This is a genomic window from Streptomyces gottesmaniae (genome assembly GCF_031845845.1).
In the GTDB taxonomy this organism is placed as follows: Bacteria; Actinomycetota; Actinomycetes; order Streptomycetales; family Streptomycetaceae; genus Streptomyces; species Streptomyces akebiae.
Map to the genome: position 1 here is coordinate 17,896 of NZ_JAVRFJ010000056.1, position 23,834 is coordinate 41,729.

Consider the following 23,834-nt stretch of genomic DNA (forward strand, 5'->3'; position numbering starts at 1 on the left):
CGCAGGTCGTCGTGCGACGGCAGGGTCCTGGACGGAAGCGCTCGCGGTGCGGCGCGAGCATCACGCGGCCACATGCCAGGTGACGAAAGCACTACGCGGCGCGAGCATCACCCGGCCGCACACGCGATGCGGCCGAAAGCGCTACGCGGCGAGGTGCTACGCGGCCGAGGTGCTGCTGCTGGTGGAGGAGGAACCCGAGGACGACGACTTCGCGTCGGAGGACGACGAGGACGAGGACGCGGTCGTCGAGGACTTCGCGTCCGAGGAGGACGACGAGGACTTCGACGTCGCCGGGCTGCTGCTCGACGACGAGCCCCGGCTGTCGTTCCGGTAGAAACCGGAGCCCTTGAAGACGATGCCGACCGCCGAGAACACCTTCTTGAGGCGGCCATTGCAGCTGGGGCACTCGGTCAGGGCGTCGTCGGTGAACTTCTGCACCGCTTCGAGGCCCTCACCGCATTCGGTGCACTGGTACTGGTACGTCGGCACTGGTCTTCCTCCTGGCACTCTCACTCGATGAGTGCTAACGACGGTCCATAGTGACCTATTCCCCGGGGATCAGTCCACTGTCACCGGCACTCGGTGACCGACGACACGCGCGACGGTACGGCTGCGAGGGCTGCCCACCAGCCGCGTACGCAGGGCGAACAGGGTCGCCAGGGCCAGTGCCGTACCGGCCGCCGGCACCAGGAATCCGGCGCCGGTCCACAGCCTGTCCTCCAGCTGACCGGCGGCCGTGACGGCGGCCGCCTGGCCGAGCGCGACCGCGCCGGTCAGCCAGGTGAAGGCCTCCGTACGGGCACCGGACGGGACCAGGGAGTCGACCAGCGTGTAGCCGGTGATCAGGGCGGGGGCGATGCACATTCCGACCAGGAGGCCGAGAGCGGCGAGGACGAGCACGGAGTCGGCGGTCCACAGGGCGGAGGCGACCAGCGCGAGAGCCGTGTAGCCGATGACCAGACGCCGCTGCGGGGCCGTCTTCCAGGCGATCGCGCCGCAGACGATGCCGGAGAGCATGTTGCCGGCGGCGAACACGCCGTACAGGACACCGTTCAGGCCGGGCTCGCCGATCGACTGGGAGAAGGCGGCGAGGGAGACCTGCATGCCGCCGAAGACGGAGCCGATGCCCAGGAAGGTGACGATCAGGACGCGCACTCCGGGGACGGACAGGGCGGAAACCCGCTCCACGCGCGCGTGGGCCACGGGAACGACGCGGGGCTGGGTGCCGCGTTGCGCGGCGAACAGCAGGCCGCCGATCAGCGTGAGCGCGGCCTCGGTGAGCAGGCCGGCGGCCGGGTGCACGGCGGTGCACAGCGCGGTCGCGAGCAGCGGGCCGAGGACGAAGGTCAGCTCGTCGGTGACGGACTCGAAGGCGGCCGCGGTGCTCATCAGGGGCGAGTCCTGGAGCTTGACACCCCAGCGGGCGCGCACCATGGGGCCGATCTGCGGCACCGAGGCACCGGTGGGCACGGCGGCGGCGAAGAGCGCCCACAGGGGGGCGTCCATCAGGGCCAGCGCCGTCAGGGAGAGGCCGGCCGCGCCGTGGACGAGGATGCCGGGGATCAGGACGGCCCGCTGGCCGTGCCGGTCGGCGAGACGGCCGCTCCAGGGGGCGAACAGGGCCATGGAGACGCCGGTCGCGGCGGCCACGGCACCGGCCGCGCCGTACGAGCCGGTGGTGTGCTGGACGAGCAGCACGATGGAGAGCGTCAGCATCGCGAACGGCTGGCGGGCCGCGAAGCCGGGCAGGAGGAACGTCCACGCGCCACGGGTGCGCAGCAGTTGCCCGTAGCCCGGACGGGACGTCTTCGAGGTGTTCGAGGTGTTCGAGGAGACCGTGGATGCCACGGCCGTGCCTTTCCGCCGCCTGGTAGCGCGCCTGTGCGGGGGCGCCGAGAGCTGTCCTCTTGCGCCACTGCGGTAGATGCCGGGCCCACGAGAGGGGGGGTGACGGCCGCCATACGGTCGCGCCAGCTCTGCGTCAGACAGAGTTGGTCCGATCAAGTGCGCCTTCATCCTACAGGGGGGCCGGGGCGAGTCGCCTGTGAAAGTGAGCACCATGGGCGGCCGCGCCCCGCGTTCCGGAGGGTGTGAACGGTGCGAAACCTGCCCGTAACGACAGAGCCCGCCCCCGACGACGGAACCCGCACCCGACGACGGAACCCGCACCCCGCCCCTCAGCTGCGGTCAGCGCCGGGACCCCCCGTTGCCCGTCCCCAGCCAGTCGGCCAGCTTGCCGCCCTGGCCGACGGCCCTGAGTCGGCGCTCCGCCTGGTCCCGGACGGGGTCGGTGGCGACGACGAGGAGTTCGTCGCCGCGGCGCAGGACCGTGGTGGGCAGGGGGACGAACGACTTGCCGTCGCGGACGACGAGGGTGACGGCCGCGCCCGCGGGGAGTCGCAGTTCGTTGACCTCGACGCCGTGCATACGGGACTTCTCGGGGATGGCGACGGACAGCAGGTGGCCGCGCAGCCGCTCCAGGGGCGCCGATTCGATGCCGAGGTCGGCCGCCTCGTCGCCCGAGCCGCCGAGGCGCAGCTTGCGGGCCAGCCAGGGCAGCGTCGGCCCCTGGACGAGGGTGTAGACCACGACCAGCACGAAGACGATGTTGAAGATCCGGCGGCTGCCGTCGATCCCGCTCACCATGGGGATCGTGGCCAGGATGATGGGCACCGCGCCGCGCAGGCCGGCCCACGACAGCAGCGTCTGCTCCCGCCACGGCACCCGGAACGGCGTGAGCGCGACGATGACGCTCAGCGGGCGCGCCACCATGGTCAGCACCAGGCCGATGACGAGCGCGGGCCAGATGTCGTCACCCATCTCGTGGGGGGTGACGAGCAGGCCGAGCAGGACGAACATGCCGATCTGGGCGATCCAGCCGACGCCCTCGGCGAAACCGCGGGTGGCCGGCCAGTGCGGCAGCTTGGCGTTGCCGAGGACCACGGAGGCCAGGTAGACGGCGAGGAATCCGCTGCCGTGGGCGAGGGCGCCGGCGGCGTACGCGGCGACGGCGATGGCCATGACGGCGATCGGGTAGAGACCGGAGGCGGGCAGCGCCACGTGCCTGAGGCCCCAGGAGCCCAGCCAGCCCACGGCGAGGCCGATGGCGGCGCCGATCGCCAGTTCCAGCGCTATCTCGCCGATCAGGACGTACCAGTGTTCGACCGGTCCGGCCATGGAGAGCGAGGCGACGAGGATGACCACCGGGGCGTCGTTGAAGCCGGACTCGGCCTCCAGGGTGCCCGTCACGCGCGCGGGGAGCGGGATCTTGCGCAGCACGGAGAAGACGGCCGCCGCGTCCGTGGAGGACACGACCGCGCCGATGATGAGCGCCTGCCGCCACTCCAGCCCGATCAGATAGTGCGCGCCCGTGGCGGTGACGCCGACGCTCACCGCCACTCCGACCAGCGCCAGTGAGCTGGCGGCCGGCAGGGCCGGCTCGATCTCCTTCCACTTCGTGCCGAGGCCGCCCTCCGCCAGGATCACGACGAGGGCCGCGTAGCCGATGACCTGGGTCAGTTCGGCGTTGTTGAAGTGGATGTCGCCGATGCCGTCCTGTCCCATGGCGACGCCGATGCCCAGGTACACGAGCAGGCTGGGGAGCCCGCTGCGCGACGAGATCCGGACCGCGGCGACCGCGACGAGAAGGACGAGCGAGCAGACGAGCAGGAGCTGGTTGAGATCGTGGACAGTCAGCGGGCCGTACCTTTCTTGCCGAACCGCACGTGGTTCCGAGTGTGGGGTGCCGAGCACTGGATGCGGGCACGCGCGCGCGAGGGCATGCGAAGCCGATCACGGAAACCGTGCGATTGCGGTTACGTCAGTGCGAGTACTTCGTTACCTTACCTAACTCTTGACGATTTCTTGACGCTTGCGCAGGCAGGATCGAACGGTCGTCCGCGCCAGTTCCCGACTCCGCGTCAAGTCGTGTCGGGCCCTGCGCCTATGGTTGCTCCAGCGTTCAGTACAAAGCACAGCCCGACCTGCCGCTCGTGTTAGGACAGCAAGGACAGCGATGCCCACCGACACCACCCCCTCCGGCCAGCAGTCCGGCAAGTCCGGCAGGAAGAAGGGGCGCAAAGTCCGTCTTCTCCTGATCGTCCTGGTCCTGGCCATCATCGGTGGCGTCGGCTACGGGGCGTTCTGGTCCGTCTCCACCGTGCGCGCCTCCTTCCCGCAGACCAAGGGTTCGATAACCCTGGACGGTCTGGCGGGACCGGTCGACGTCAAACGCGACGGCCACGGGATCCCGCAGATCTACGCCTCCTCCGACGAGGACCTGTTCATGGCGCAGGGCTACGTCCAGGCGCAGGACCGGTTCTACGAGATGGACGTGCGCCGCCACATGACGGCCGGCCGCCTCTCGGAGATGTTCGGCGAGGGCCAGGTCGACAACGACGAGTTCCTGCGCACCCTCGGCTGGCACCGGATCGCCGAGGAGGAGTACGAGAAGACGCTCTCGGCCGAGACGAAGAAGTACCTCGACGCGTACGCCAAGGGGGTCAACGCCTACCTGGCCGGCAAGGACGGCGACGAGATCTCCGTCGAGTACGCGGCCCTCGGCTTCTCCAACGACTACAAGCCCGAGGCCTGGACCCCCGTCGACTCGGTCGCCTGGCTGAAGGCGATGGCGTGGGACCTGCGCGGCAACATGCAGGACGAGATCGACCGCGCCCTGATGACCAGCCGCCTCGGCCCCAAGCAGATCGCCGACCTGTACCCGCAGTACCCCTACGGCCGCAACGGGACGATCGTGCAGGAGGGTCAGTACGACGAGCTGACCGAGACCTGGTCGGACGGGTCGGGGGCGACGCAGAGCGCCGACGGCTCCACACAGGGCACCGGGGGCACCGGGACGGGTACGGGGACGGGGACCGCCGGCACGTCCACCGGCTCCGGAGCCCTCCAGACCCAGCTGGACGGCCTCTACAACGTCCTGGAGGACCTGCCCGAGGCCGTCGGTGTGAACGGCAACGGCATCGGCTCCAACTCCTGGGTCGTCTCCGGCGACCACACCATCACCGGCAAGCCGCTGCTCGCCAACGACCCGCACCTGTCGGCGGCGCTGCCGTCCGTCTGGTACCAGATGGGCCTGCACTGCAAGGCCGTCTCCGCGAAGTGCCAGTACGACGTCTCCGGCTACACCTTCTCCGGCATGCCCGGCGTGGTCATCGGCCACAACGCCGACATCGCCTGGGGCATGACCAACTCCGGCGTCGACGTCACCGACCTGTACCTGGAGAAGCTCACCGGCGACGGCTACCAGTACGGATCCAAGGTCCTGCCCTTCGACACCCGCGAGGAGACCATCGAGGTCGCCGGCGGCACGTCCAAGAGGATCGTCGTCCGTACGACCAACAACGGCCCCCTGCTCTCCGACCGCAACGACGAACTCGTCCAGGTCGGCAAGAAGGCCACGGTCGACCAGGACGCCCCCGACCGGGGCGACGGCTACGGCATCGCCCTGCGCTGGACCGCGCTCGACCCCGGCACCTCCATGGACGCCGTCTTCGCCATGAACAAGGCCAAGGGCTGGGACGACTTCCGCAAGGCCGCCGCCCTGTTCGACGTCCCCTCGCAGAACCTGATCTACGCCGACACCGAGGGCCACATCGGCTACCAGCTGCCCGGCAAGATCCCCACCCGCGGCGAGGGCGACGGCTCGCTGCCCGCCCCGGGCTGGGACCCCCGCCACCGCTGGACCGGCTACATCGACCAGGACGAACTGCCCTACGAGTACGACCCGGAGCGCGGCTACATCGTCACCGCCAACCAGGCCGTCGTCGACAAGAAGTACCCGTACACGCTCACCTCGGACTGGGGCTACGGCACGCGCGCGCAGCGGATCACCAGCCTGATCGAGTCCAAGATCAAGGGTGGCGGCAAGATCTCCACCGACGACATGCGGCAGATGCAGATGGACAACAGCAGCGAGATCGCCAAGCTGCTGGTGCCGCTGCTGCTCAAGATCGACGTCGGCGACCAGCACGTCCGCGAGGCGCAGAAGCTCCTGGAGGGTTGGGACTACACCCAGGACGCCGACTCGGCGGCCGCCGCGTACTTCAACGCGGTCTGGCGCAACATCCTCAAGCTCGCCTTCGGTGACAAGCTGCCCAAGGAGCTGCGCGTCGAGGGACAGTGCCTGTCGGTCGAGCCGGTCGACACGACCGGGCCCGCCGACGAGGACCAGAAGGTGCGCGAGTGCGGCAGGCGCGACGCGGACCAGGCGCAGCCGGACGGCGGCGACCGCTGGTTCGAGGTGGTCCGCCGGCTCGTCGACGACCAGGACAACGCCTGGTGGTCCACGCCGAAGACCCGCAACCTGAAGGCCGCCGACACCCGTGACGAGCTGTTCAACCGGGCCATGCGGGACGCCCGTTGGGAGCTGACCGCCAAGCTCGGCAAGGACATCGACAGCTGGAGCTGGGGCCGGATGCACCGTCTGTTCCTGAAGAACCAGACCCTCGGCGCCGAGGGCCCCGGTTTCCTCCAGTACATGCTCAACCGCGGCCCCTGGAAGCTGGGCGGCGGCGAGGGCACGGTCAACGCCACCGGCTGGAACGCGGCGGGCGGCTACGAGGTCGTCTGGGTGCCCTCGATGCGCATGGTGGTGAACCTCGGGGACCTCGACAAGTCCAAGTGGATCAACCTCACCGGCGCCTCCGGGCACGCGTACAACGCGCACTACACCGACCAGACCGAGAAGTGGGTCAAGGGCGAGCTGCTCACTTGGTCGTTCTCGGACAAGGCGGTCGACGACAGCACCAGTGACACGCTCTTGCTGAAGCCGTAGTCCCTCCGCCCGCCACGGGTCGGCCGCCGGCCCGTCGTGGCCGGTCGCACGGTTCCCCGCGCTCCTTCGGGACGCGGGGAACCGTCATGTCAGGCGCCGTACCCCCGAGGGCGTCACCACCGCGTGCACCGGGCGGTCGTGTTCCTCCTCCGGCACCCGGTCGACCACCTCCGTGTCGTACAGCAGGACCACCAGCGCCGGGTCGGCGCCCGCGCGGTCCAGACGGGCCAGGACGCGGTCGTAGGAGCCGCCGCCCCGTCCGAGACGCATCCCGCGCGCGTCGACCGCCAGGCCCGGGAGCAGGACGACGTCGGCGGTGGTCACGGCGTCCGGACCGAGCCGCCCGCCGGCGGGTTCGAGGAGTTCCATGCGGCCGCCGTGGCGCACGCGCGCGAGGGAGGCCTCTCCCTCGTAGACGCCCCAGTCGAGGTCGTTGTCGGGCAGCAGCACCGGGAGCAGGACGCGCACGCCCCGCGCGCGGAGTGCGTCGAGGAGCGCGAGAGTGCCCGGCTCACTCCCCACGGAGACGTACGCCGCGACCGTGCGCGCGTGCGCCAGTTCGGGCAGATCCAGGGCCCGGCCCGCAAGGGCGCCCGTCGTTTCCCGGACGTCATCCGGTGTCAACCCGCTCCTCATCAGGAGGAGCTCTCGTCGCAACATTCGCTTGGAAAGCTCCGGTTCAGGTCCCATCCGGTCCACAGGTAGCTCCAGTATTCTTCGTAATCGGCTCATATGAGAACGAATTCATCGGAGCCACAGATTCCGCACAAAGGCGCCGGATATGGTTCCGCCCATGAGTGAGGCGAACCCCAGGATCAGCAAGGCTGTCATTCCCGCCGCGGGTCTGGGCACCCGGTTCCTGCCGGCCACCAAGGCGACTCCCAAGGAGATGCTGCCGGTGGTCGACAAGCCGGCGATCCAGTACGTGGTGGAGGAGGCCGCGTCGGCCGGTCTCGACGACGTCCTGATGATCACCGGCCGGAACAAGCGCCCCCTTGAGGACCACTTCGACCGCAACTACGAACTGGAGTCGGCCCTCCAGAAGAAGGGCGACGCCCACCGGCTCGCCAAGGTCCAGGAGTCCAGCGACCTCGCGACCATGCACTACGTCCGCCAGGGCGACCCCAAGGGCCTCGGCCACGCGGTGCTGTGCGCCGCCCCGCACGTGGGCGACGAACCCTTCGCGGTCCTCCTCGGCGACGACCTGATCGACCCCCGCGACCCGCTCCTGCAGCGCATGGTCGAGGTCCAGGAGCAGAACGGCGGCAGCGTCATCGCCCTCATGGAGGTCGCGCCGGAGCAGATCCACCTCTACGGCTGCGCGGCCGTCGACGCCACCGAGGACGGCGACGTCGTCAAGGTCACGGGCATGGTCGAGAAGCCGGACCCGGCCGACGCCCCGTCGAACTACGCGGTCATCGGACGCTACGTCCTCGCCCCGCAGATCTTCGACGTCCTGCGCCAGACCGAGCCGGGCCGCGGCGGCGAGATCCAGCTCACCGACGCCCTCCAGCAGCTCGCCGCGGACGAGAAGGTCGGCGGCCCGGTGCACGGCGTCGTCTTCAAGGGCCGCCGCTATGACACCGGAGACCGTGGCGACTACCTGCGTGCCATTGTCAGACTCGCGTGCGAACGTGAAGACCTGGGCCCGGACTTCCGGACCTGGCTTCGCAGTTACGTAGCCGAGGAGATGTAGCCACATTGAGCACCGCCGCGACCCGCACCACCGGCCGGGACCACCTCTGGTCGGTGACCGAGCACCTGGAGGACATCCTCGCCACCGTCCGCCCCCTGGAGCCCATCGAGCTGCAACTCCTCGACGCCCAGGGCTGCGTCCTGGTCGAGGACGTCACGGTGCCCGTGTCACTGCCGCCGTTCGACAACAGCTCCATGGACGGGTACGCGGTGCGGGTCGCGGACGTCGCGGGCGCGAGCGAGGAGTTCCCCGCCGTGCTCACGGTGATCGGCGACGTCGCGGCGGGCCAGACCGAACAGCCGCGGGTGGGCCCCGGCGAGGCCGCCCGCATCATGACCGGCGCCCCCCTGCCGCCCGGCGCGGAGGCGGTCGTCCCGGTGGAGTGGACCGACGGCGGCCTCGGCGAGGGACCCGTCTCCGGGATGCGCGCCCGCAGCGCGAGCCCCGAGGGCGCCACCGGCCAGGTCGCCGTGCACCGCGCCGCCGAGGCACGGGCGCACGTGCGCGCGGAGGGCAGCGACGTCAAGGCCGGCGAGCGTGCCCTGGCGGCCGGCACCATCCTCGGCCCGCCCCAGCTCGGCCTGCTCGCCGCCATCGGCCGCGCCTCGGTACGCGTACGCCCGCGCCCGCGCGTGGTGGTGCTCTCCACCGGCAGCGAACTGATCCCGCCGGGCGAGACCCTGGCCGCCGGCCAGATCTACGACTCCAACAGCTTCGCCCTCACCGCCGCCGCCCGGGACGCGGGGGCCATCGCCTACCGCGTCGGGGCCGTCGCCGACGACGCCGAGACCCTCCGCTCCACCATCGAGGACCAGCTCGTCCGCGCCGACCTGGTGGTCACCACCGGCGGAGTCAGCGTGGGCGCGTACGACGTCGTCAAGGAAGCCCTGGAGTCCGTCGGCGACGAGGACGAGGAAGGCGCCGGCATCGACTTCCGCAAGCTCGCCATGCAGCCCGGCAAGCCCCAGGGCTTCGGCACCATCGGCCCCGACCACACCCCGCTCCTCGCGCTCCCCGGCAACCCGGTGTCGTCGTACGTCTCCTTCGAACTCTTCGTCCGGCCCGCCATCCGCACCCTGATGGGCCTCGACGACGTCCACCGGCCGACGACCACGGCGACCCTGCGGGCCCCCAAGGCGCTGACCTCGCCCGCGGCCCGTCGGCAGTACCTGCGCGGGACGTATGTCGACGGCGAGGTCACCCCCGTGGGAGGCGCCGGATCGCACCTCGTCGCCGCCCTCGCGCACGCGGACGCGCTCATCGTGATCCCCGAGGACACCGAGTCGGTCGAGCCCGGTACGGAGGTGGAGGTCGTCCTGCTCGGCTGAACCGTCGAGGGTGGCGTACCGTGTCGCGCACAACAGGCCGCGCGCCGCACCGCGACGGGCCCCGACCGGGAGCGCCACACCACCATGAGTACGCCGCAGGACCGACTGACCCACATCGACGAGGCGGGCGCAGCCCGCATGGTCGACGTCTCCGGGAAGGACGTGACCGCGCGCACCGCCCGCGCCAGCGGCCGGGTCCTGGTGTCGCCGGCCGTGGTCGAACTGCTGCGCGGCGAGGGGGTGCCCAAGGGCGACGCCCTCGCCACCGCGCGCATCGCCGGGATCATGGGCGCCAAACGCACCCCCGACCTGATCCCGCTCTGCCATCCGCTCGCGGTCTCGGGCGTCAAGGTCGACCTGGCGGTCGCGGACGACGCCGTCGAGATCCGCGCGACCGTGAAGACCACCGACCGCACGGGCGTCGAGATGGAAGCCCTCACGGCGGTCTCCGTGGCCGCGCTCACCGTGATCGACATGGTGAAGGCGGTCGACAAGGGCGCGGTCATCACGGACGTCCGCGTCGAGGAGAAGACGGGCGGCAAGTCGGGCGACTGGAGCCGGGCATGACGGCCCCGGCGGAACCACCGCTCGGGGGCGCCCTCACCGCGCCGTACGCCGCCCTGGTGGTGACCGCCTCCAACCGCGCCGCCGCCGGAATCTACGAGGACCGGGGCGGGCCCCTGATCGCCGCGGGACTCAGGGCGTTCGGCTTCGCCGTCGACGGCCCCCAGGTCGTTCCCGACGGCGACCCCGTGGAGGCCGCGCTGAGGGCGGGCGTCGACGCCGGCTACGACGTGATCGTGACGACCGGCGGAACCGGCATCTCGCCCACCGACCGCACCCCCGAGGCCACCCGCGCGGTCCTCGACCACGAGGTCCCCGGCATCCCCGAGGCGATCAGGGCGTACGGTCGGCAGAAGGTGCCCACAGCTGTGCTCTCCCGGGGCCTCGCCGGAGTCGTGCGCGGCACCCTGATCGTCAATCTGCCCGGCTCGACCGGCGGCGTACGGGACGGCCTGGCCGTCCTGGAACCCCTGCTGACCCACGCCGTCGACCAGATCCGTGGCGGAGACCACCAGAGGCCGGCCCCCGGCGGCTCACCGGCCGAGGAGGACCCCTCCAGACCCCGTGGGGGTGCGAGCTGAACAGCCCATCCTGGCCCGTGGTGCTGGTGGACGGCGAGGTCGTCCTCCGGCCCATAAGGATGCGCGACCAGCGGGCCTGGCGCGAGGTCAACCGGCGCAACCGGGACTGGCTGCGGCCCTGGGAGGCGACCATTCCGCCCCCCACGCCCAGCGGTCCCATCGCGCACCGGCCGACGTACCGTCAGATGGTCCGCCATCTGCGGGCGGAGGCGAACGCGGGCCGGATGCTGCCGTTCGTGATCGAGTACCAGGGGCGGCTGGTCGGGCAGTTGACGGTCGCCGGGATCACCTGGGGCTCCATGTGCTCCGGCCACGTCGGCTACTGGGTGGACGAGTCGGTGGCCGGCCGGGGTGTGATGCCGACAGCGGTCGCGCTCGTCGTCGACCACTGCTTCCGGACCGTCGGACTGCACCGCGTCGAGGTCTGTATTCGCCCCGAGAATCGGCCCAGCCGACGGGTCGTGGAGAAACTCGGATTCCGCGAGGAAGGCCTTCGTCCACGGTATCTTCACATCGACGGCGCCTGGCGCGACCATCTCGTCTTCGCGCTCACCGCCGAAGAGGTGCCCGAGGGGCTGCTCGGCCGCTGGCAGCGGGAACGGGCGCGGAACGCGAGGAACGCGGGTTCCGACGCCGGTTAGCCCGGCCAGCCGCAATAAATGAAATACGTGTTCGAAAAAAATGCACGGACGACGACCGGTTGAACGATCGGGTTGAACGAGTCGGCACGTTCTCGGCACGTTCTCGGCAGGTTAATTTCGCGCTCTCGACGGCCCGCTGATCGGATCGGTCACAAAAAAAGCTCGAAATATCAGCCAGATCGTGCGACACACCGGCTCAATTGGCGGATGGCCTCACGCAAACCCCTCTACCGTGTGAGTCGTGAGCAGCAGCGGCCTCATCTACGCAGTCATCGTCGGGGCCTGGGCCGCCTACTTGGTGCCGATGTGGCTCCGTAGGCAGGACGAGCTGAACGAAGCCCGTCCGACGGAACGCTTCAGCACCGCCATCCGGCTGCTTTCCGGCCGGGCGGGGATGGAGCGCCGATACGCCAAGGACCTGCGGGCGCGCTCCACCGAAGAGGGGGAGCCCAGCGCCGAACCGGACGGCGTCACCGACTCGGTGGACGTCCGGGCCTTCGCCGTGCCCCCGCACCGGGAGCACACGAAGGCACAACTGCCGGTGGAGCGGGGTGAGTCACCGCAGCCGGGCCAGCAGCAGGGCCAGCAGCTGCGGCAGCCGGGGAAACCGGCGACGCAGGCCCCCGCCCCCGCACCGGCGCAGCCGGTGCCCCAGCAGGGCGGCGCGCCGGCGGCCAAGCAGGGGAACGCCAAGCAGGGAGCGGCCCAAGTGCCCGCTCCCGCGCGGGCGAAGCGGCCGGGCAAGCAGACGGCGGGCGCGCGCAGGGATGACTCGGCGGAGGCCAAGGCGCGCGCCCAGCGCTCGAAGGTGCTCGCGCGCCGACGGCGTACGACCATGATGCTCTTCCTCGCCTTCACCCTCGGCACGGTCGTCGCGGCGGTCGGCGGACTCGCCTTCCTGTGGGCGCCGGCCGTACCGGCGGTGCTCCTGAGCACCTACATCGCGCACCTGCGCCGCCAGGAGCGGAAGCGGTTCGCGTACACCATGGACCGGCGGCAGGCCGAGGCGGCGGCGCAGCGACTGCGGGAGCGGCAGCCCCAGCGGCGGCGCCCCGCGCCGGACCCGGTGGACACCGACGAGCCGGAGGACGGACCCGAGAGCGAGGAGACCAGGGCCGACCTGACCGCGCTCGCGGCCGACCGCCGGGCCCTCGTCGAGCAGACCGACCACGCCGAGTGGGTCGACCAGCAGCGTGAGCGTCAGCGCCGGCCCGGGCAGGGCGACAGCTGGGACCCCGTCCCGGTGCCGTTGCCGACGTACGTCACCGCGCCGGTCGCACCCCGGGCCACGTCCGGGGTCGACCTCGGCGCCCCGGACGCGTGGAGTTCCGCGCGCTCCAGCGCCGCCGACCCGCACGGCTCGTCGGGCGCCCCCGCGAACTCCCCGAGCGCCTCCGGGCGCGCGTCGGAAGGGGAGTGCGGCGGCGAGGAGGACGCGGACGACGCCGGTCCGGGGGAAGCGGCCGACGCGCCCGACGGCGGCCGTTCCGACGCCCGCCGGGCCGCGTCCGCGCGCCGCTCCCGCGAGCGGGGGCGTACGCCGCTCTTCGACCAGTACGAGGACGGCGACCGGCCGCGCGCGGCCAACGAGTGACCCTCGCCCTCCGGCTCCGCCCGCCCCGCTGACCAGCCATGAGCGGCCCGCGAGCCGTCCGGGCACCGACCGCGGGCCGCTCTCCGGCCGCCCGGGAACGGATTTCCAAGCACCGCGATGGGGATGCTAGAGTTTCACTCGTTGCAAGGGCCTGTGGCGCAGTCCGGTAGCGCACCTCGTTCGCATCGAGGGGGCCAGGGGTTCAAATCCCCTCAGGTCCACGCATCACAGAGGCTCGTTCCCCGTCAGGGGAGCGGGCCTCTGGTCGTTTTCAGGTGGTGGGTGGGCGCGGGTCTCGCCGAGTCGAGGGACGGCCCTCGGTGAGATGGGCCGTGAGGTCGGTGCCCCGCCGCCGGGTGAGAGGACCGTCGCTCTCCAGACCCAAATGGCGGGCCAGGTCACCGACATGAAGTCGCGTCGCGGCCTCCACCAGCGTGGCGTACGCGTCGGTGGTGACGCGGAAGCGGTGCCAGGCCGTGGCCATGATCGCGGCGGAGACCAGGGCGCCCGGCCACCACACGCCGGCGACGGCGAGGTACAGCAGCGCCCACCCCGCCAGCGTGGTGGCCCGCTGCATCGCGTCCCGGGCGGCGGTGATCTCCGCGCGAGTGGTGTCGGGAGCGTGCAGCCACAGGAGCGGCCAGACCGCCGCCACGTCCACACCGAGCTGCTCGTTCAGCCGCGCGTCCACCGCGTCGAGACGGTCCCCCGGCCAAGTGGGGCGGACCGGGCGCGCGTCGGCGATCCGGCGCAGTCGATGACGGGCCACCGCCGTACGGAGGCCCATGCCCGCCGGGCCGCTGGAGTCGCCCAGGACATGATCCTCCGCCGCGCTCCTCGCGACCTGCTCGCGGCGTTCGTCGTAGCGGCGCTGTCGGTGGGCGATGAGCCGGAGGACCGCGGGATGCGTGCGCTTCGGCCAGTTCGGCCAGTCGGCCGCCAACCACACGCGCTCGACCTGCGACCCCAGTGCCTGCGCGGCGAGTCCGCAGGCCGAGGCGGCGAGCAGGAAGGCCGTGAGGAGGAGGACCGCTCGTGCGGCGGACCCCGTCGCCTGTGTGGTGTGGGCGTCGAGACCGTCCGGCAGGGCCGCGACGTCGTACCAGCGCGCATGGCCCAGGAACCGGCCGGCGGCCAGGACGCCGAGGAAGAGGGCTCCGGGCAGGACGAGGAGGGAGAGCCACCGCTCGGCCAGCCTCTTCCCCAGCTCGGTCAGGAAGCCGTTCACGTCAGACGCTCTTCGGTAGCAGGGGAGTGCCGTCGACACCGCAGGCCGCGGGCGCGTCGGCGTCGGGCCACTCGTGGCGGGTACAGCGGCGGTGCGGGCACAGAAGGACCGTCAAGGGACGATCGTCGCCGTCGATCCCGGCGACCCCGATTCCCGCTGGTTCGATGTTCGGGCCCCGTGTACGGCCGTACAGGCCGCGGGCGTCGCCGCTCGCCTGGAGACGCTCGTGCAGGAGGCGGACGGCCGTGCCGACGTCCTGACCGTCCCGGGCGGCGGCCAGCAGCCGGTCCACGGCGGTGTCGTCCGCGCTCTGCCCCGCGCGCAACTGGTGACGGATCTCGTCGACATGGGTGCAGAAGTACGCCAGCGCGTCGGCCGTGCGTCGGGCCTTCCGGTCGGACAGGTCGGTCATGGAAACTCCGGTCGGCGGTGCGGCCCCCCGTCGATCGGTGTCACACCGCCGGTCGGTCGGGCCGCTCGGGAGGCGATGTGACGATATCGGGGCCGCTCGGTCAACTCCACCCGAGTCTTGTCCAGTTGCTCTAGTCTCGGCGGACATGTGCACAGAGGGGGAGCCCCCCGCGCGGGATCGGCGGCTGGCGTCCGCACGCACGCTGCTGCGGCAGAGCACGGGGCCGGACGGTCTCTCGGAGGCCTGGCGGGAGAGGGCCCGCGACGTGGTCGAGGGCCTCCTCGAACTGCTCCGTGTCGACGGCGACGACGTCGAGGTCCACTACCGGCTCGGCTGGTCGCTGTTGCTGCGGAACCTCGTGGAGACACCGGATGACGGGCAGCTGGAGACCATGGCGGACTCCTTCGCGGTCTGTCTCCTGGCCGGCGTCGACGACCTGCCGCCCCGTCTCCTCTCCGGGATCGCGTCCGCCGCCGAGGGCCGGGCCGTCGCCCTGCTGCGGCGGACTCTCGCCGACGCCGATCCCGAACTGCTGGACACCGCTGTCGTCCAGTGCCGCAGGGTGCTGGGAGCGACCCCTGCCGACCACCCCGGGCGACCGCAGCGACTCGCCAATCTGGGGGTGGCCCTGCACACCCGGTTCGACCGGCAGCGCGTCCGCGCGGACCTCGACGAGGCACTGGCCCTGCACCGTGCCGCGATCGAGGCGACCCCGGCGGAGGACCCCGAGCTGACGGGACGCCTCAACGGTCTCGCGGGGGTCCTGCGCGCCCGTCACGAGCTGACCGGCGACCTCGCCGACCTGGACGCCGCTGTCGACGCCATGCGCCGGGCGGCGGACGCCTCAGCGGCCGACCCCGCGCGGCACGCGATGTGCCTGTCCAACCTGGGACTGGCGTTACGGAACCGGTTCCGGCGGAGCGCGGACCCGGCGGACCTCGACGCGGCGCTCGACGCAGCCCGGCAGGCCTGGGAACGCACCGGCTCCGACGAACCCCACCGCGGGGTGCGGCTCAACAACCTGGGTGCCGCGCTGATGCTCCGGTGCCGGCAGGAAAGGGGCGAGGCCGAACTGCTGGAGATCGCCACCGGGCTGCGCAGCGCCGCGGCGGCCGTTCCCTGGGGGCACCCCTGGTTCAGCGCCGCCGCGGCCGCCGTCCCGCAGGGCCCTGCGGGTAGCCCGTCGCCCGCCGCCACGCTCGAACTGTTCGCGCTCTGCTTCCTGTCCGGCCTCGACGAGCTCCCGCCCGAGGTGGCGTCCGGCGTCGTCATCCTGGCCACCAACTACGTCAGCGGCCTGACCGCGCGGCTGTACGGCTCGTACGACCCGGCCGCGCACGAGGCGGTCGTCGCTCTGTGGCGGCGCATCGTGGACCTGGCCCCGGCGGGCGACCCCCATCGGCACGTCCCCCTCGCCAACCTCAGCTTCGTCATGCTGCTCCGCCACCAGCGCACCGGAGCGGTCGCCGACCTCGGCGCGGCGCTGGACGCCGCACGCCGGTCGGTGCGGGAGGCACCGGCCGGACATCCCGATCAGGGCCGGGGGCTGGGCAACCTGGCGGCGGCGCTCCTGGAGCGGTTCCGCAGGGAGAACGAGGAGGAGGACATGGACCTGGCCGTCGACCTGACGCGGGAGGCACTGGCGCACTTCCCCGAGGGACACGGCAACCGGGGGCGCTGCCTCAGCGACCTGGGAGGCGCGCTGGCGCTGCGCTTCCACCAGCGGGGGGACCGGGCGGACCTCGACGACGCCGTGGCGGCACTGCGCGAGGCGACCAGGGCGGAGGCGGCCGATCCGCTGGGGCCGGGGATGGCCCTGGCCAACCTCGGTGAGGTGCTGGAACGGCGCTATGCCGTCGCGGGGGACACCGCGGACCTCGACGAGGCCGTCACCGTGCTGCGGGCGGCCCTCGCGGCCACCCCGGAGGGCCACGCCGCCCACGTCGGATGCCTCGCCTCGCTCGGTGCCGTGCTGCAGACGCGCTTCGCCCGGCTGGGAGACGGACCCGACCTGGACGAGGCGATCGGTGTCCTGCGGGAGGCCGTGGCCGTCGGGCCACCCGGTTCGCCCGTACGGAACAGGTCGCTGCACAATCTGGCGAGCGCGTTGTACGTCCGCCTGGAGTCGCGAGGCGAGGGCGACCCGGACGAGATCGTGTCACTGACCCGGGAGGCGCTCGCCCACGCTCCCGTCGACAGCGCCGAGCACGTCACGCTGCTGACGCTGCTGACGAACGCCCTCCGCAGCCGCTTCGAGCTCGTCGGTGACCCCGCGGACCTCGCCGAGGCCGCCGAGCGCGGCAGTACCGTGACCCGGGCGGCCTCAGGCGCAGCGCACCACGACATGGCCGCGCGGCTCTCGGCGGGGGCCGGCACACTGCTGGTCCAGCAGTTGCACACCTTTTCGGCGACGGACCTCGACGAGGCGATCACCGCGCTCCGCACGACGCTGGGCACGCTGGCCCCGGGACACGCGGAACGTCTGGCGGCCCTGCACAATCTCGCCCTCGCCCTGATGGCCAGATGTGCCCGGACCCTGTCCGCCGTGGACCTCGACGCGGCGATCGGCGCGCAGCGCGCCGCTCTGGACGAGGCCGGGCCCGCGCACAGCCACCGCCCCGCGCTGCTGAACGGGCTCGGCGCGATGCTCCAGGCTCGAAGCACCCAGACCGGCGTGTCGGCCGATCTGTCCGAAGCGATCACGACCTTCGGCGCCGCCGTCGAGGCGGCACCACCACGCCACCCGATGCTGCATCTGATGGTCGCGAATCTGGGGAACAGCCTGCTGCTGAAGGCCGAGGCGACGGGAGAGGCGGCCGATCTCGACGCGGCTGTCACCGCGGCCCGCCTGGCGGTCGACGCCGCACCGTCGCGCGGCACGCGGAGGTTCTGGAACGTCAGCGTGCTCGGCCGGGCTCTGCTGCATCGGCATCGACGGGGCGGCCGGGCCTCGGACCTGGACGAGGCGGTGTCCGTGCTGCGCGCCGCCCACCGTGACACCGGCGACGCTCACGCGGTCCGGCAGATCGTGCTCCTCGCGCTGGCCGAAGCCCTGCACCTGCGATCCCTGCGATCCGGGAGCACCGTGGACTTCGAGGACGCGGTGCGCCTGTACGAGGAGGGCGCGGCGCTCACGACGGCGTCGGCGATGGCGCGGGTGCTCGCCGCGGTCGAGGGCGGCAAGCTCGTCGCGGAGTCCGACCCGGCACGGGCGGCGGACCTGTACGAGACGGCCGTGCTCCAGCTCCCGTACGTGGCGCCGCGACAACTGCACCGCAGGGAACAGCAGTACATGCTCGGCCGGTTCGAGAACCTGGCGGCGGACGCGGCCGCCAGGGCGCTCGACGACACCGGCAGGCCGGCCGGGGAACGCGCCCTGCGTGCGCTGCGGCTGCTGGAGACGGGCCGGGGAGTGATGCTGAGCCAGGCGCTGGACACCTTCGGCGACCTCTCCCGGCTGCGGCGGCGCGCTCCGGAACTCGCCGCCCGCTACGAGACGTTGCGCGACCTCCTCGACCTGCCGGAAGGACGGACGGACGCGCTGACCGGGCTCACCACGGACGTCGGGCCCGACGGCGTTCCTGTCACCGGTGATCGTCACCGGCTCGTCGCCGACCTCGCCGACGTGCTCGCCGAGGTGCGGCGGCTGGACGGATTCGCCGGGTTCGGGCTGCCGCCCTCGACGGAGGAACTCCTCATGGAGGCCCGGGAGGGCGCGATCGTCGTCCTCAACGTCGCGGCGCTGCGCAGCGACGCGCTGGTGCTCACCGGCGCGGGGGTCACCGCCGTACCGCTGCCCCTGCTCACCCCGGAGGCTGCGGCGCGGGCGGCCGACGCGTTCCGGGTCGCCACGCACGACGCGACCCAGGCACCGGACGAGCACGAGCGCCGTGTCGCGCAGCGTCAGCTGTCGGGAATCCTGGGGCAGCTGTGGGAGGCCGTCGCCGAGCCCGTGCTCACCGCTCTCGGCCACGACGGGGCGGGCGGGGACGGCGCGCCGCCGCGCCTGTGGTGGGTGCCCTGCGGGCCGCTGAGCTCGTTGCCGATCCACGCGGCGGGCCGCCACGACGTCCCCGGTGCGGCCGTCCTCGACCGGGTCGTCTCCTCGTACACCCCCACCGTCCGTGCCCTGCACCACGCCCGGCGGCCGCTTCCCGAGGACGGTGTCACCGGTCGGGCGCTGGTGGTGGCCATGCCCACGACACCCGGGCACGCGCCGCTCGACTGGGCGCTGGACGAGGTCGACGTGCTCCAGGAACACTTCCCGGACCGGGTGGTCCTCGGCGGCGCGGACGGGCCGGCGACGAGCGGGGCCGTACTGGAGCGGCTACCGGGGTGTTCGATCGCCCACTTCGCCTGTCACGGCGCCGCCGACGCCGCGGATCCGTCGCACAGCCTGCTGTTCCTCCAGGACCACGGGCAGGCGCCCTTCACGGTCGCGAGGCTGGCGACCGTGCGGCTCGACCACGCCCGGCTCGCCTATCTCTCCGCCTGCCGCACCGCTGTCTCCCACGCCGGACACCTGCTGGACGAGGCCATCCACATGACGACGGCCTTCCAGATGTCCGGGTTCCGGCAGGTCATCGGCACGCTGTGGCCGGTCGTCGACGACACGGCGGTCGATGTGGCCGAGGCCTTCTACACGTGCCTTGCACCGGAGGGCGCCACCGGAGTCCTGGATCCCGACCGGTCGGCGTACGCCCTGCACGCGGCAGTGCTGGCACTACGGCGGCGCCTGCCGGCGACACCTTCCCTGTGGGCGTCCCACATCCATGCCGGGGCCTGAACCCGAGAGGTCTCCCCGCCCGTCATCCGCGCGGCGAGGAAGCCCGGCCGGGTACCGGAAGGGGGGCCTCCGTTTCCGTGATCGCGTCGAAGTACGGCCAGCCGTCCCTCTCGACCGTGTGGGCGCGGGGGTGGAGGTCGAGGTCCGGGGCGGCGGCGTCCAGGAGGCGGCGGACGGTGCCGGGCTCGTGGAGGTTGAGGTAGGCGTGGTCCGAGAGGCGGACCAGGGCGCCGGAGTCGAAGTAGCAGTTCGAGACGACACGGTCCTGTGACGGGCGGAAGAGCAGGACCAGGCGGCGCCCCCGGGCGCCGCCCGGATAGAGCGACAGCTTCAGATGGCAGTCGCCTCGGGTGACGCGGTGGGGGAGTTGGCGGACGGTCCAGTGCCAGGTGGTGTCGCCCACGACGAGGCGGCGAAGGCGGGTGTTCTTCTTCACGGGCCCACCGTAGGGGCCCGACCTTCCGATGGGCACCGGGGTTTAGCGGCCCGGCGTCAGGGGTGGAGCGGCTTCGCGAAGCACAGGCTCAGTTCGTGGAAGCGGTAGTAGCCGAACTTCGCGCAGGGCTCGTAGCCGCTGGAGGTGTAGAGGGCCACGGCCTCGGGCTGCTTGGAGCCGGTTTCCAGGACCATGCGGGTGCGGCCGCCGGCCCGGGCGTCGGACTCCAGTTCACCGAGTATGCGGCGGGCCAGTCCCAGGCCCCGGGCGCCGGGGGTCACATACATCCGCTTGATCTCGGCGTCCCCGTCCTGGTATCCCTCGTCGTTGGTGTCCTGGCTGCGCCAGCCGCCCGTGGCCAGGGGGTTTCCGCGCTGGTCGTAGGCGATCAGGTACAGCCCGGCCGGCGGGACGAAGTGGGCCGGGTCCATGGGGGTGGCGTCGCCGTCGTCGCCGTAGCGGACGCTGTACTCGGCCTGGACCTCGTCGTTCAGTTTGACGGCGTCGGGGTGGTCGAAGGGGACCCGGCGGATAATCATGTCAAGCATCGTACATCTATGCATGTGCATGCTCCAGGGTGCTCCGCGGCGCGACGGGTATCGTGCCCGGGTGCTGACTGTGACCTCTGTGAATGTGAACGGGCTGCGGGCCGCCGCGAAGAAGGGCTTCGTGGAGTGGCTCGCCGGGACCTCGGCGGACGTGGTGTGCCTGCAGGAGGTGCGGGCCGAGCCCGAACAGCTCCCCGCCGGGGTGCGGCAGCCCGAGGGGTGGCACGTCGTGCACGCCCCGGCCGCCGCCAAGGGGCGCGCGGGGGTCTCGCTCTACAGCCGCCGTGAGCCCGACCGGGTCCGGATCGGCTTCGGATCGGCCGAGTTCGACGGCAGCGGCCGGTACGTCGAGGTCGATCTGCCCGGTGTCACCGTGGCCAGCCTCTACCTTCCCTCCGGCGAGGTCGGGACCGAGCGGCAGGACGAGAAGGTCCGCTTCATGGACGAGTTCCTCGCCTACCTGAAGGAACTGCGCGAGCGTGCCGCCGCCGACGGGCGCGAGGTGGTGGTCTGCGGCGACTGGAACATCGCCCACCAGCCCGCCGACCTCAAGAACTGGCGGGGGAACCAGAAGAACTCCGGCTTCCTGCCCGAGGAGCGGGCATGGCTCGGGCGCGTGTTCGACGAGGCGGACGGGGCGTACGTCGATGTGCTGCGCGCCCTGCACCCGGATGTCGAGGGGCCCTACACCTGGTGGTCGTACCGGGGGCGGGCCTTCGACACCGATGCAGGTTGGAGGATCGACCTCGCCGTTGCCACCCCGGGTCTTGCTGGGAGGGCGGTCAAGGGGTTCGTGGAGCGGGCTGCCAGCCATGCGGAGCGGTGGTCGGACCACGCTCCTGTGACAGTCGTCTTCGACTGATCCCACGACCCGTGGGGGGTGGCGGCTCTGACGCACCCCCGCACGGGCCGTAAGGCAGATCAGGGGCGTGACCTGATGGTGAAGGTCAGTCGGGAGGTCTCGGGTCCGGTCAGCCGAGCAGGTCCGCCGCCCGACCGCCCCTTGGCGACGGAGACGCGAACTCCGTCCCTGAGGAGATGCTCTCGTGTCACCTCGCCGTCCGTCGCGAAAACCTCGCGGTAGCGGCTGACGGTGTACTCGTCGAGCCAGCTGGCGCGGATCGCTGCGGGCGCGGGACAGGTCGTGCCACGGGCAGTGGCACGGCAGGCGTAATCGCCGTACGTATAGGCCTTCCGTGTGGCGAAGTACATGCGGCCGGCACACCCGGCGCAGTGCGCGACACCGACCAGCAGGGACGTTTCCCGACGCTTGGGGTGGGTGCCCTTCGAGCGGGCGTCGAGGACGTTCTGAAGGGCCTGGAACTCCACTTCGGTGAGCAGCGGAGGGCCGATCAGCACGGGTGCGTTCTCGGCGTCGCGGACGGTCTCTCCCTTGTGTACCCGGTGGCCCATCAGCGCCGGGGTCCTGAGGATCTTGCACAGACTGCCCGCCGTCCAGCGGAATCGCTCGAAGTCGCGTCCGTGGCGTCGTCCACCGGTGGGGCGCCCCTGTAGTTGGGCATGGCGGTCACGCGGCACCAGAACACCCGCGGTTTCGAGTTGGTGGGCGATGGCGGACAAGGACCGTCCCGAGTGCACGTCGTCCACGATCGCGCGAACAATGGTGACGGTCTCCGGGTCGGGAGCCAAACACCAGCCGACGCCGGAAGGATGAGGCGCCTTCCTGTATCCGAACGGCACGAGGCCACCGCCGTATCGGCCTGTCGCGCGCAGTGCCTCATGGGCGCTCGGGAGGCGGGCAGACAGGGCGCGAGCCTCTTGTTCGGCGGCGTAGGCCAGATTCATGCAGCGGCGCGTGGCGGCGCCGTCCGCCTCCGGTGCCACCACGAGCGGCTGACGCTCTTCAGGCATTCCGAAGACGAGTGTTGTCGAATGCTGATGACCCCACTCGATCAACTCGGACATGTGGGCGACGGAGCGTACGGCGCGGTCCACGTGTGACCACACGATGGCGTCGTATTCGTCGGGGCGTCGCAGCCAAGGCGACAACGCAGGCCTTTCGAAGGGGGACATCCTGCGCGCTGACACCCCGAGATCTGCGGCCTCGGCGGTCAGGACGAAGCCGAGCTGCTCGGCGCACTGCTGGATGCAAGCGCGCTGCCTGCCGGGTGAGGTGGTCACTGCTGTCAGGTTGCTGAGGCGCACGGCCCCAAGAGCTCGCGGGCGGGGCGGAGTAGAAACCCGTTGTGACGGTTGAGGGCTAGGCTGGGGCACGTCGACGCTCCTCGAAAGTGTCGGCCATACCCCGGGGCTGGTAGCACAGCCGCCGGGGCCTTTTCGATCTCACTCTCGGAGCACGAACCCGATTGCGTCCGGCGATGCCCTGTAAGTACCTCGATGGAGTGAACGCGCGTGCAATGCCGGACGCATGAGGAAGCAGACGTTCACGGAAGCCGGCCCTCTCGTCGCAACCGCCTGTCCAGCGCCAGGGAGAGTTCCGCCTCCGCCACGCTCTTCGCCAGCGGGCGCAGGCGGCGGAGGTCCTCGGGGGTCCGGCCCGGTTGGGCGAGGACGAGGTCGGTGAAGAGGGTGGCGAGGGCCTCGGCGTGTTCGCGGACGCGGCGGCCGGCGCAGAGGACGTCGGCGAGGGGGACGCCCTCGCGGACCAGTGCGGCCGAGACGTCGAGGAGGCGGCGGCTGATGTGGACGATCTCACCGCCGTCGGTGCCGAGATAGCCGAGGTCGAGAGCGGCGGCGAGGTTCTCCGGGGTGGCCTGGTCGCCGAAGTGGTCGGCGAGTTCCTCGGGGGTGAGGCGGACCGGCACCTCCTCGGTGGGTGCGCCGAGGCCGAGCAGGTCGCCCACGTCGCGGCCCTCGTCGAAGGCCTCGGCCAGCTCCGCTATGCCGCTCAGGGTGTGGCCGCGTTCCAGCAGGGCCGCGATCGTGCGCAGCCGGGCCAGGTGCGTGTCGTCGTACCAGGCGATGCGGCCCTCGCGGCGGGGTGGCGGGATCAGTTTCCGCTCCCGGTAGAAGCGCAGGGTGCGTACGGTGATGCCGGCCGCCTCGGCCAGCTCCTCCATGCGGTACTCGTGCCGCTCGCCGTCTTCTGCCACTCGGGCAGCCTATGTCGTACCGCTGGTAACTCCAGAGTGCGCGACCCCTACCCATCGGTACGGTCCTGCCCTACGCTCCCACTGCGCCAGTGATTACTGGCGCGGACGTGTAGGTGCGAACGCGGTGTGCGCACGCGATGAGGCGTGGAGGTA

At 71.7% G+C, this 23,834-nt stretch carries 19 protein-coding genes and 1 tRNA gene; 10 read left to right on the plus strand and 10 right to left on the minus strand.

Annotation, left to right across the window (positions count from 1 at the left end):
• Positions 1 to 156: 156 nt before the first annotated feature.
• From RM704_RS40950 to RM704_RS40960, 3 genes are all read right to left on the minus strand, one after another.
• Positions 157 to 489, minus strand: a complete 333-nt coding sequence (locus tag RM704_RS40950; RefSeq protein WP_078937492.1) for an FmdB family zinc ribbon protein — start codon at positions 487 to 489, stop codon at positions 157 to 159.
• 69 nt (positions 490 to 558) lie between these two features.
• On the minus strand, positions 559 to 1,848 hold the full coding sequence (locus RM704_RS40955; RefSeq protein WP_033531918.1) for an MFS transporter: 1,290 nt from the start codon (positions 1,846 to 1,848) through the stop codon (positions 559 to 561).
• Between the two features lie 339 nt (positions 1,849 to 2,187).
• Positions 2,188 to 3,753 (minus strand): potassium/proton antiporter, encoded by a 1,566-nt coding sequence (locus RM704_RS40960; protein WP_033531919.1) that lies wholly within the window; start codon positions 3,751 to 3,753, stop codon positions 2,188 to 2,190.
• Between the two features lie 262 nt (positions 3,754 to 4,015).
• On the opposite strand from RM704_RS40960, the gene RM704_RS40965 reads away from it, so the two are divergent.
• Positions 4,016 to 6,793 (plus strand): penicillin acylase family protein, encoded by a 2,778-nt coding sequence (locus tag RM704_RS40965; RefSeq protein ID WP_033531920.1) that lies wholly within the window; start codon positions 4,016 to 4,018, stop codon positions 6,791 to 6,793.
• Between the two features lie 84 nt (positions 6,794 to 6,877).
• On the opposite strand, the gene RM704_RS40970 is transcribed toward RM704_RS40965, so the two are convergent.
• Positions 6,878 to 7,453 carry a 5-formyltetrahydrofolate cyclo-ligase gene (locus tag RM704_RS40970; RefSeq protein WP_052146506.1) on the minus strand — a complete coding sequence of 192 codons (576 nt, stop codon included), beginning with the start codon at positions 7,451 to 7,453 and terminating at the stop codon, positions 6,878 to 6,880.
• 133 nt (positions 7,454 to 7,586) lie between these two features.
• Between RM704_RS40970 and galU the strand changes: the two genes are divergently transcribed.
• From galU to RM704_RS41005, 7 genes are all read left to right on the plus strand, one after another.
• Positions 7,587 to 8,489: a UTP--glucose-1-phosphate uridylyltransferase GalU gene (gene galU / locus RM704_RS40975; protein ID WP_033531922.1), complete on the plus strand. Its 903-nt coding sequence runs from the start codon at positions 7,587 to 7,589 to the stop codon at positions 8,487 to 8,489.
• 5 nt (positions 8,490 to 8,494) lie between these two features.
• Complete coding sequence (glp, locus tag RM704_RS40980; protein ID WP_033531923.1) at positions 8,495 to 9,817, plus strand: molybdotransferase-like divisome protein Glp; 1,323 nt, start codon at positions 8,495 to 8,497, stop codon at positions 9,815 to 9,817.
• 84 nt (positions 9,818 to 9,901) lie between these two features.
• Positions 9,902 to 10,384: a cyclic pyranopterin monophosphate synthase MoaC gene (gene moaC, locus RM704_RS40985; protein ID WP_033531924.1), complete on the plus strand. Its 483-nt coding sequence runs from the start codon at positions 9,902 to 9,904 to the stop codon at positions 10,382 to 10,384.
• A complete protein-coding gene (locus RM704_RS40990) occupies positions 10,381 to 10,962 on the plus strand; it encodes a MogA/MoaB family molybdenum cofactor biosynthesis protein (RefSeq protein ID WP_052146507.1) in 582 nt (193 codons plus the stop codon). Before moaC ends, RM704_RS40990 begins: the two co-directional genes overlap by 4 nt.
• Positions 10,963 to 10,988: 26 nt before the next feature.
• Positions 10,989 to 11,603, plus strand: a complete 615-nt coding sequence (locus RM704_RS40995; protein WP_033532012.1) for a GNAT family N-acetyltransferase — start codon at positions 10,989 to 10,991, stop codon at positions 11,601 to 11,603.
• A 241-nt stretch (positions 11,604 to 11,844) separates the two neighbouring features.
• The gene (gene sepX / locus RM704_RS41000; RefSeq protein WP_033531925.1) at positions 11,845 to 13,197 is read left to right on the plus strand and encodes a divisome protein SepX/GlpR; all 1,353 of its coding nucleotides are present in this window, start codon (positions 11,845 to 11,847) and stop codon (positions 13,195 to 13,197) included.
• A gap of 147 nt (positions 13,198 to 13,344) precedes the next feature.
• Positions 13,345 to 13,418 (plus strand) — tRNA-Ala (locus RM704_RS41005).
• A 50-nt stretch (positions 13,419 to 13,468) separates the two neighbouring features.
• Here the strand turns inward: RM704_RS41005 and RM704_RS41010 are convergent.
• Together RM704_RS41010 and RM704_RS41015 are read right to left on the minus strand one after the other, a co-directional pair.
• The gene (locus RM704_RS41010; RefSeq protein ID WP_033531926.1) at positions 13,469 to 14,425 is read right to left on the minus strand and encodes a hypothetical protein; all 957 of its coding nucleotides are present in this window, start codon (positions 14,423 to 14,425) and stop codon (positions 13,469 to 13,471) included.
• Position 14,426: 1 nt separating this feature from the next.
• Positions 14,427 to 14,837: a hypothetical protein gene (locus tag RM704_RS41015; RefSeq protein ID WP_033531927.1), complete on the minus strand. Its 411-nt coding sequence runs from the start codon at positions 14,835 to 14,837 to the stop codon at positions 14,427 to 14,429.
• A gap of 145 nt (positions 14,838 to 14,982) precedes the next feature.
• Between RM704_RS41015 and RM704_RS41020 the strand changes: the two genes are divergently transcribed.
• Positions 14,983 to 19,623 carry a CHAT domain-containing protein gene (locus RM704_RS41020; protein ID WP_052146508.1) on the plus strand — a complete coding sequence of 1,547 codons (4,641 nt, stop codon included), beginning with the start codon at positions 14,983 to 14,985 and terminating at the stop codon, positions 19,621 to 19,623.
• Between the two features lie 22 nt (positions 19,624 to 19,645).
• Here the strand turns inward: RM704_RS41020 and RM704_RS41025 are convergent, their stop codons facing one another.
• Together RM704_RS41025 and RM704_RS41030 are read right to left on the minus strand one after the other, a co-directional pair.
• Positions 19,646 to 20,059 carry a hypothetical protein gene (locus RM704_RS41025; RefSeq protein WP_052146509.1) on the minus strand — a complete coding sequence of 138 codons (414 nt, stop codon included), beginning with the start codon at positions 20,057 to 20,059 and terminating at the stop codon, positions 19,646 to 19,648.
• A gap of 56 nt (positions 20,060 to 20,115) precedes the next feature.
• Positions 20,116 to 20,598: a GNAT family N-acetyltransferase gene (locus RM704_RS41030; protein ID WP_033531928.1), complete on the minus strand. Its 483-nt coding sequence runs from the start codon at positions 20,596 to 20,598 to the stop codon at positions 20,116 to 20,118.
• A gap of 28 nt (positions 20,599 to 20,626) precedes the next feature.
• Between RM704_RS41030 and RM704_RS41035 the strand changes: the two genes are divergently transcribed.
• A complete protein-coding gene (locus RM704_RS41035; protein ID WP_078937499.1) occupies positions 20,627 to 21,469 on the plus strand; it encodes an exodeoxyribonuclease III in 843 nt (280 codons plus the stop codon).
• Between the two features lie 59 nt (positions 21,470 to 21,528).
• Here RM704_RS41035 and RM704_RS41040 read toward each other — a convergent pair whose 3' ends face one another.
• Together RM704_RS41040 and RM704_RS41045 are read right to left on the minus strand one after the other, a co-directional pair.
• Entirely contained in the window at positions 21,529 to 22,749 is a 1,221-nt protein-coding gene (locus RM704_RS41040; protein WP_078937493.1) for a recombinase family protein, read from the minus strand.
• A 263-nt stretch (positions 22,750 to 23,012) separates the two neighbouring features.
• On the minus strand, positions 23,013 to 23,648 hold the full coding sequence (locus RM704_RS41045) for a MerR family transcriptional regulator (protein WP_052146510.1): 636 nt from the start codon (positions 23,646 to 23,648) through the stop codon (positions 23,013 to 23,015).
• Positions 23,649 to 23,834 lie beyond the last annotated feature (186 nt).

Coding starts and splice junctions, on each gene's coding strand:
- RM704_RS40965 (WP_033531920.1), top strand. CDS start 4,016: ATGCCCACCGACACCACCCCCTCCGGCCAGCAGTCCGGCAAGTCCGGC.
- RM704_RS40970 (WP_052146506.1), bottom strand. CDS start 7,453: ATGTTGCGACGAGAGCTCCTCCTGATGAGGAGCGGGTTGACACCGGAT.
- galU (WP_033531922.1), top strand. CDS start 7,587: ATGAGTGAGGCGAACCCCAGGATCAGCAAGGCTGTCATTCCCGCCGCG.
- moaC (WP_033531924.1), top strand. CDS start 9,902: ATGAGTACGCCGCAGGACCGACTGACCCACATCGACGAGGCGGGCGCA.
- RM704_RS40990 (WP_052146507.1), top strand. CDS start 10,381: ATGACGGCCCCGGCGGAACCACCGCTCGGGGGCGCCCTCACCGCGCCG.
- RM704_RS41015 (WP_033531927.1), bottom strand. CDS start 14,837: ATGACCGACCTGTCCGACCGGAAGGCCCGACGCACGGCCGACGCGCTG.
- RM704_RS41020 (WP_052146508.1), top strand. CDS start 14,983: ATGTGCACAGAGGGGGAGCCCCCCGCGCGGGATCGGCGGCTGGCGTCC.
- RM704_RS41030 (WP_033531928.1), bottom strand. CDS start 20,598: ATGATTATCCGCCGGGTCCCCTTCGACCACCCCGACGCCGTCAAACTG.
- RM704_RS41035 (WP_078937499.1), top strand. CDS start 20,627: ATGCTCCAGGGTGCTCCGCGGCGCGACGGGTATCGTGCCCGGGTGCTG.
- RM704_RS41045 (WP_052146510.1), bottom strand. CDS start 23,648: ATGGAGGAGCTGGCCGAGGCGGCCGGCATCACCGTACGCACCCTGCGC.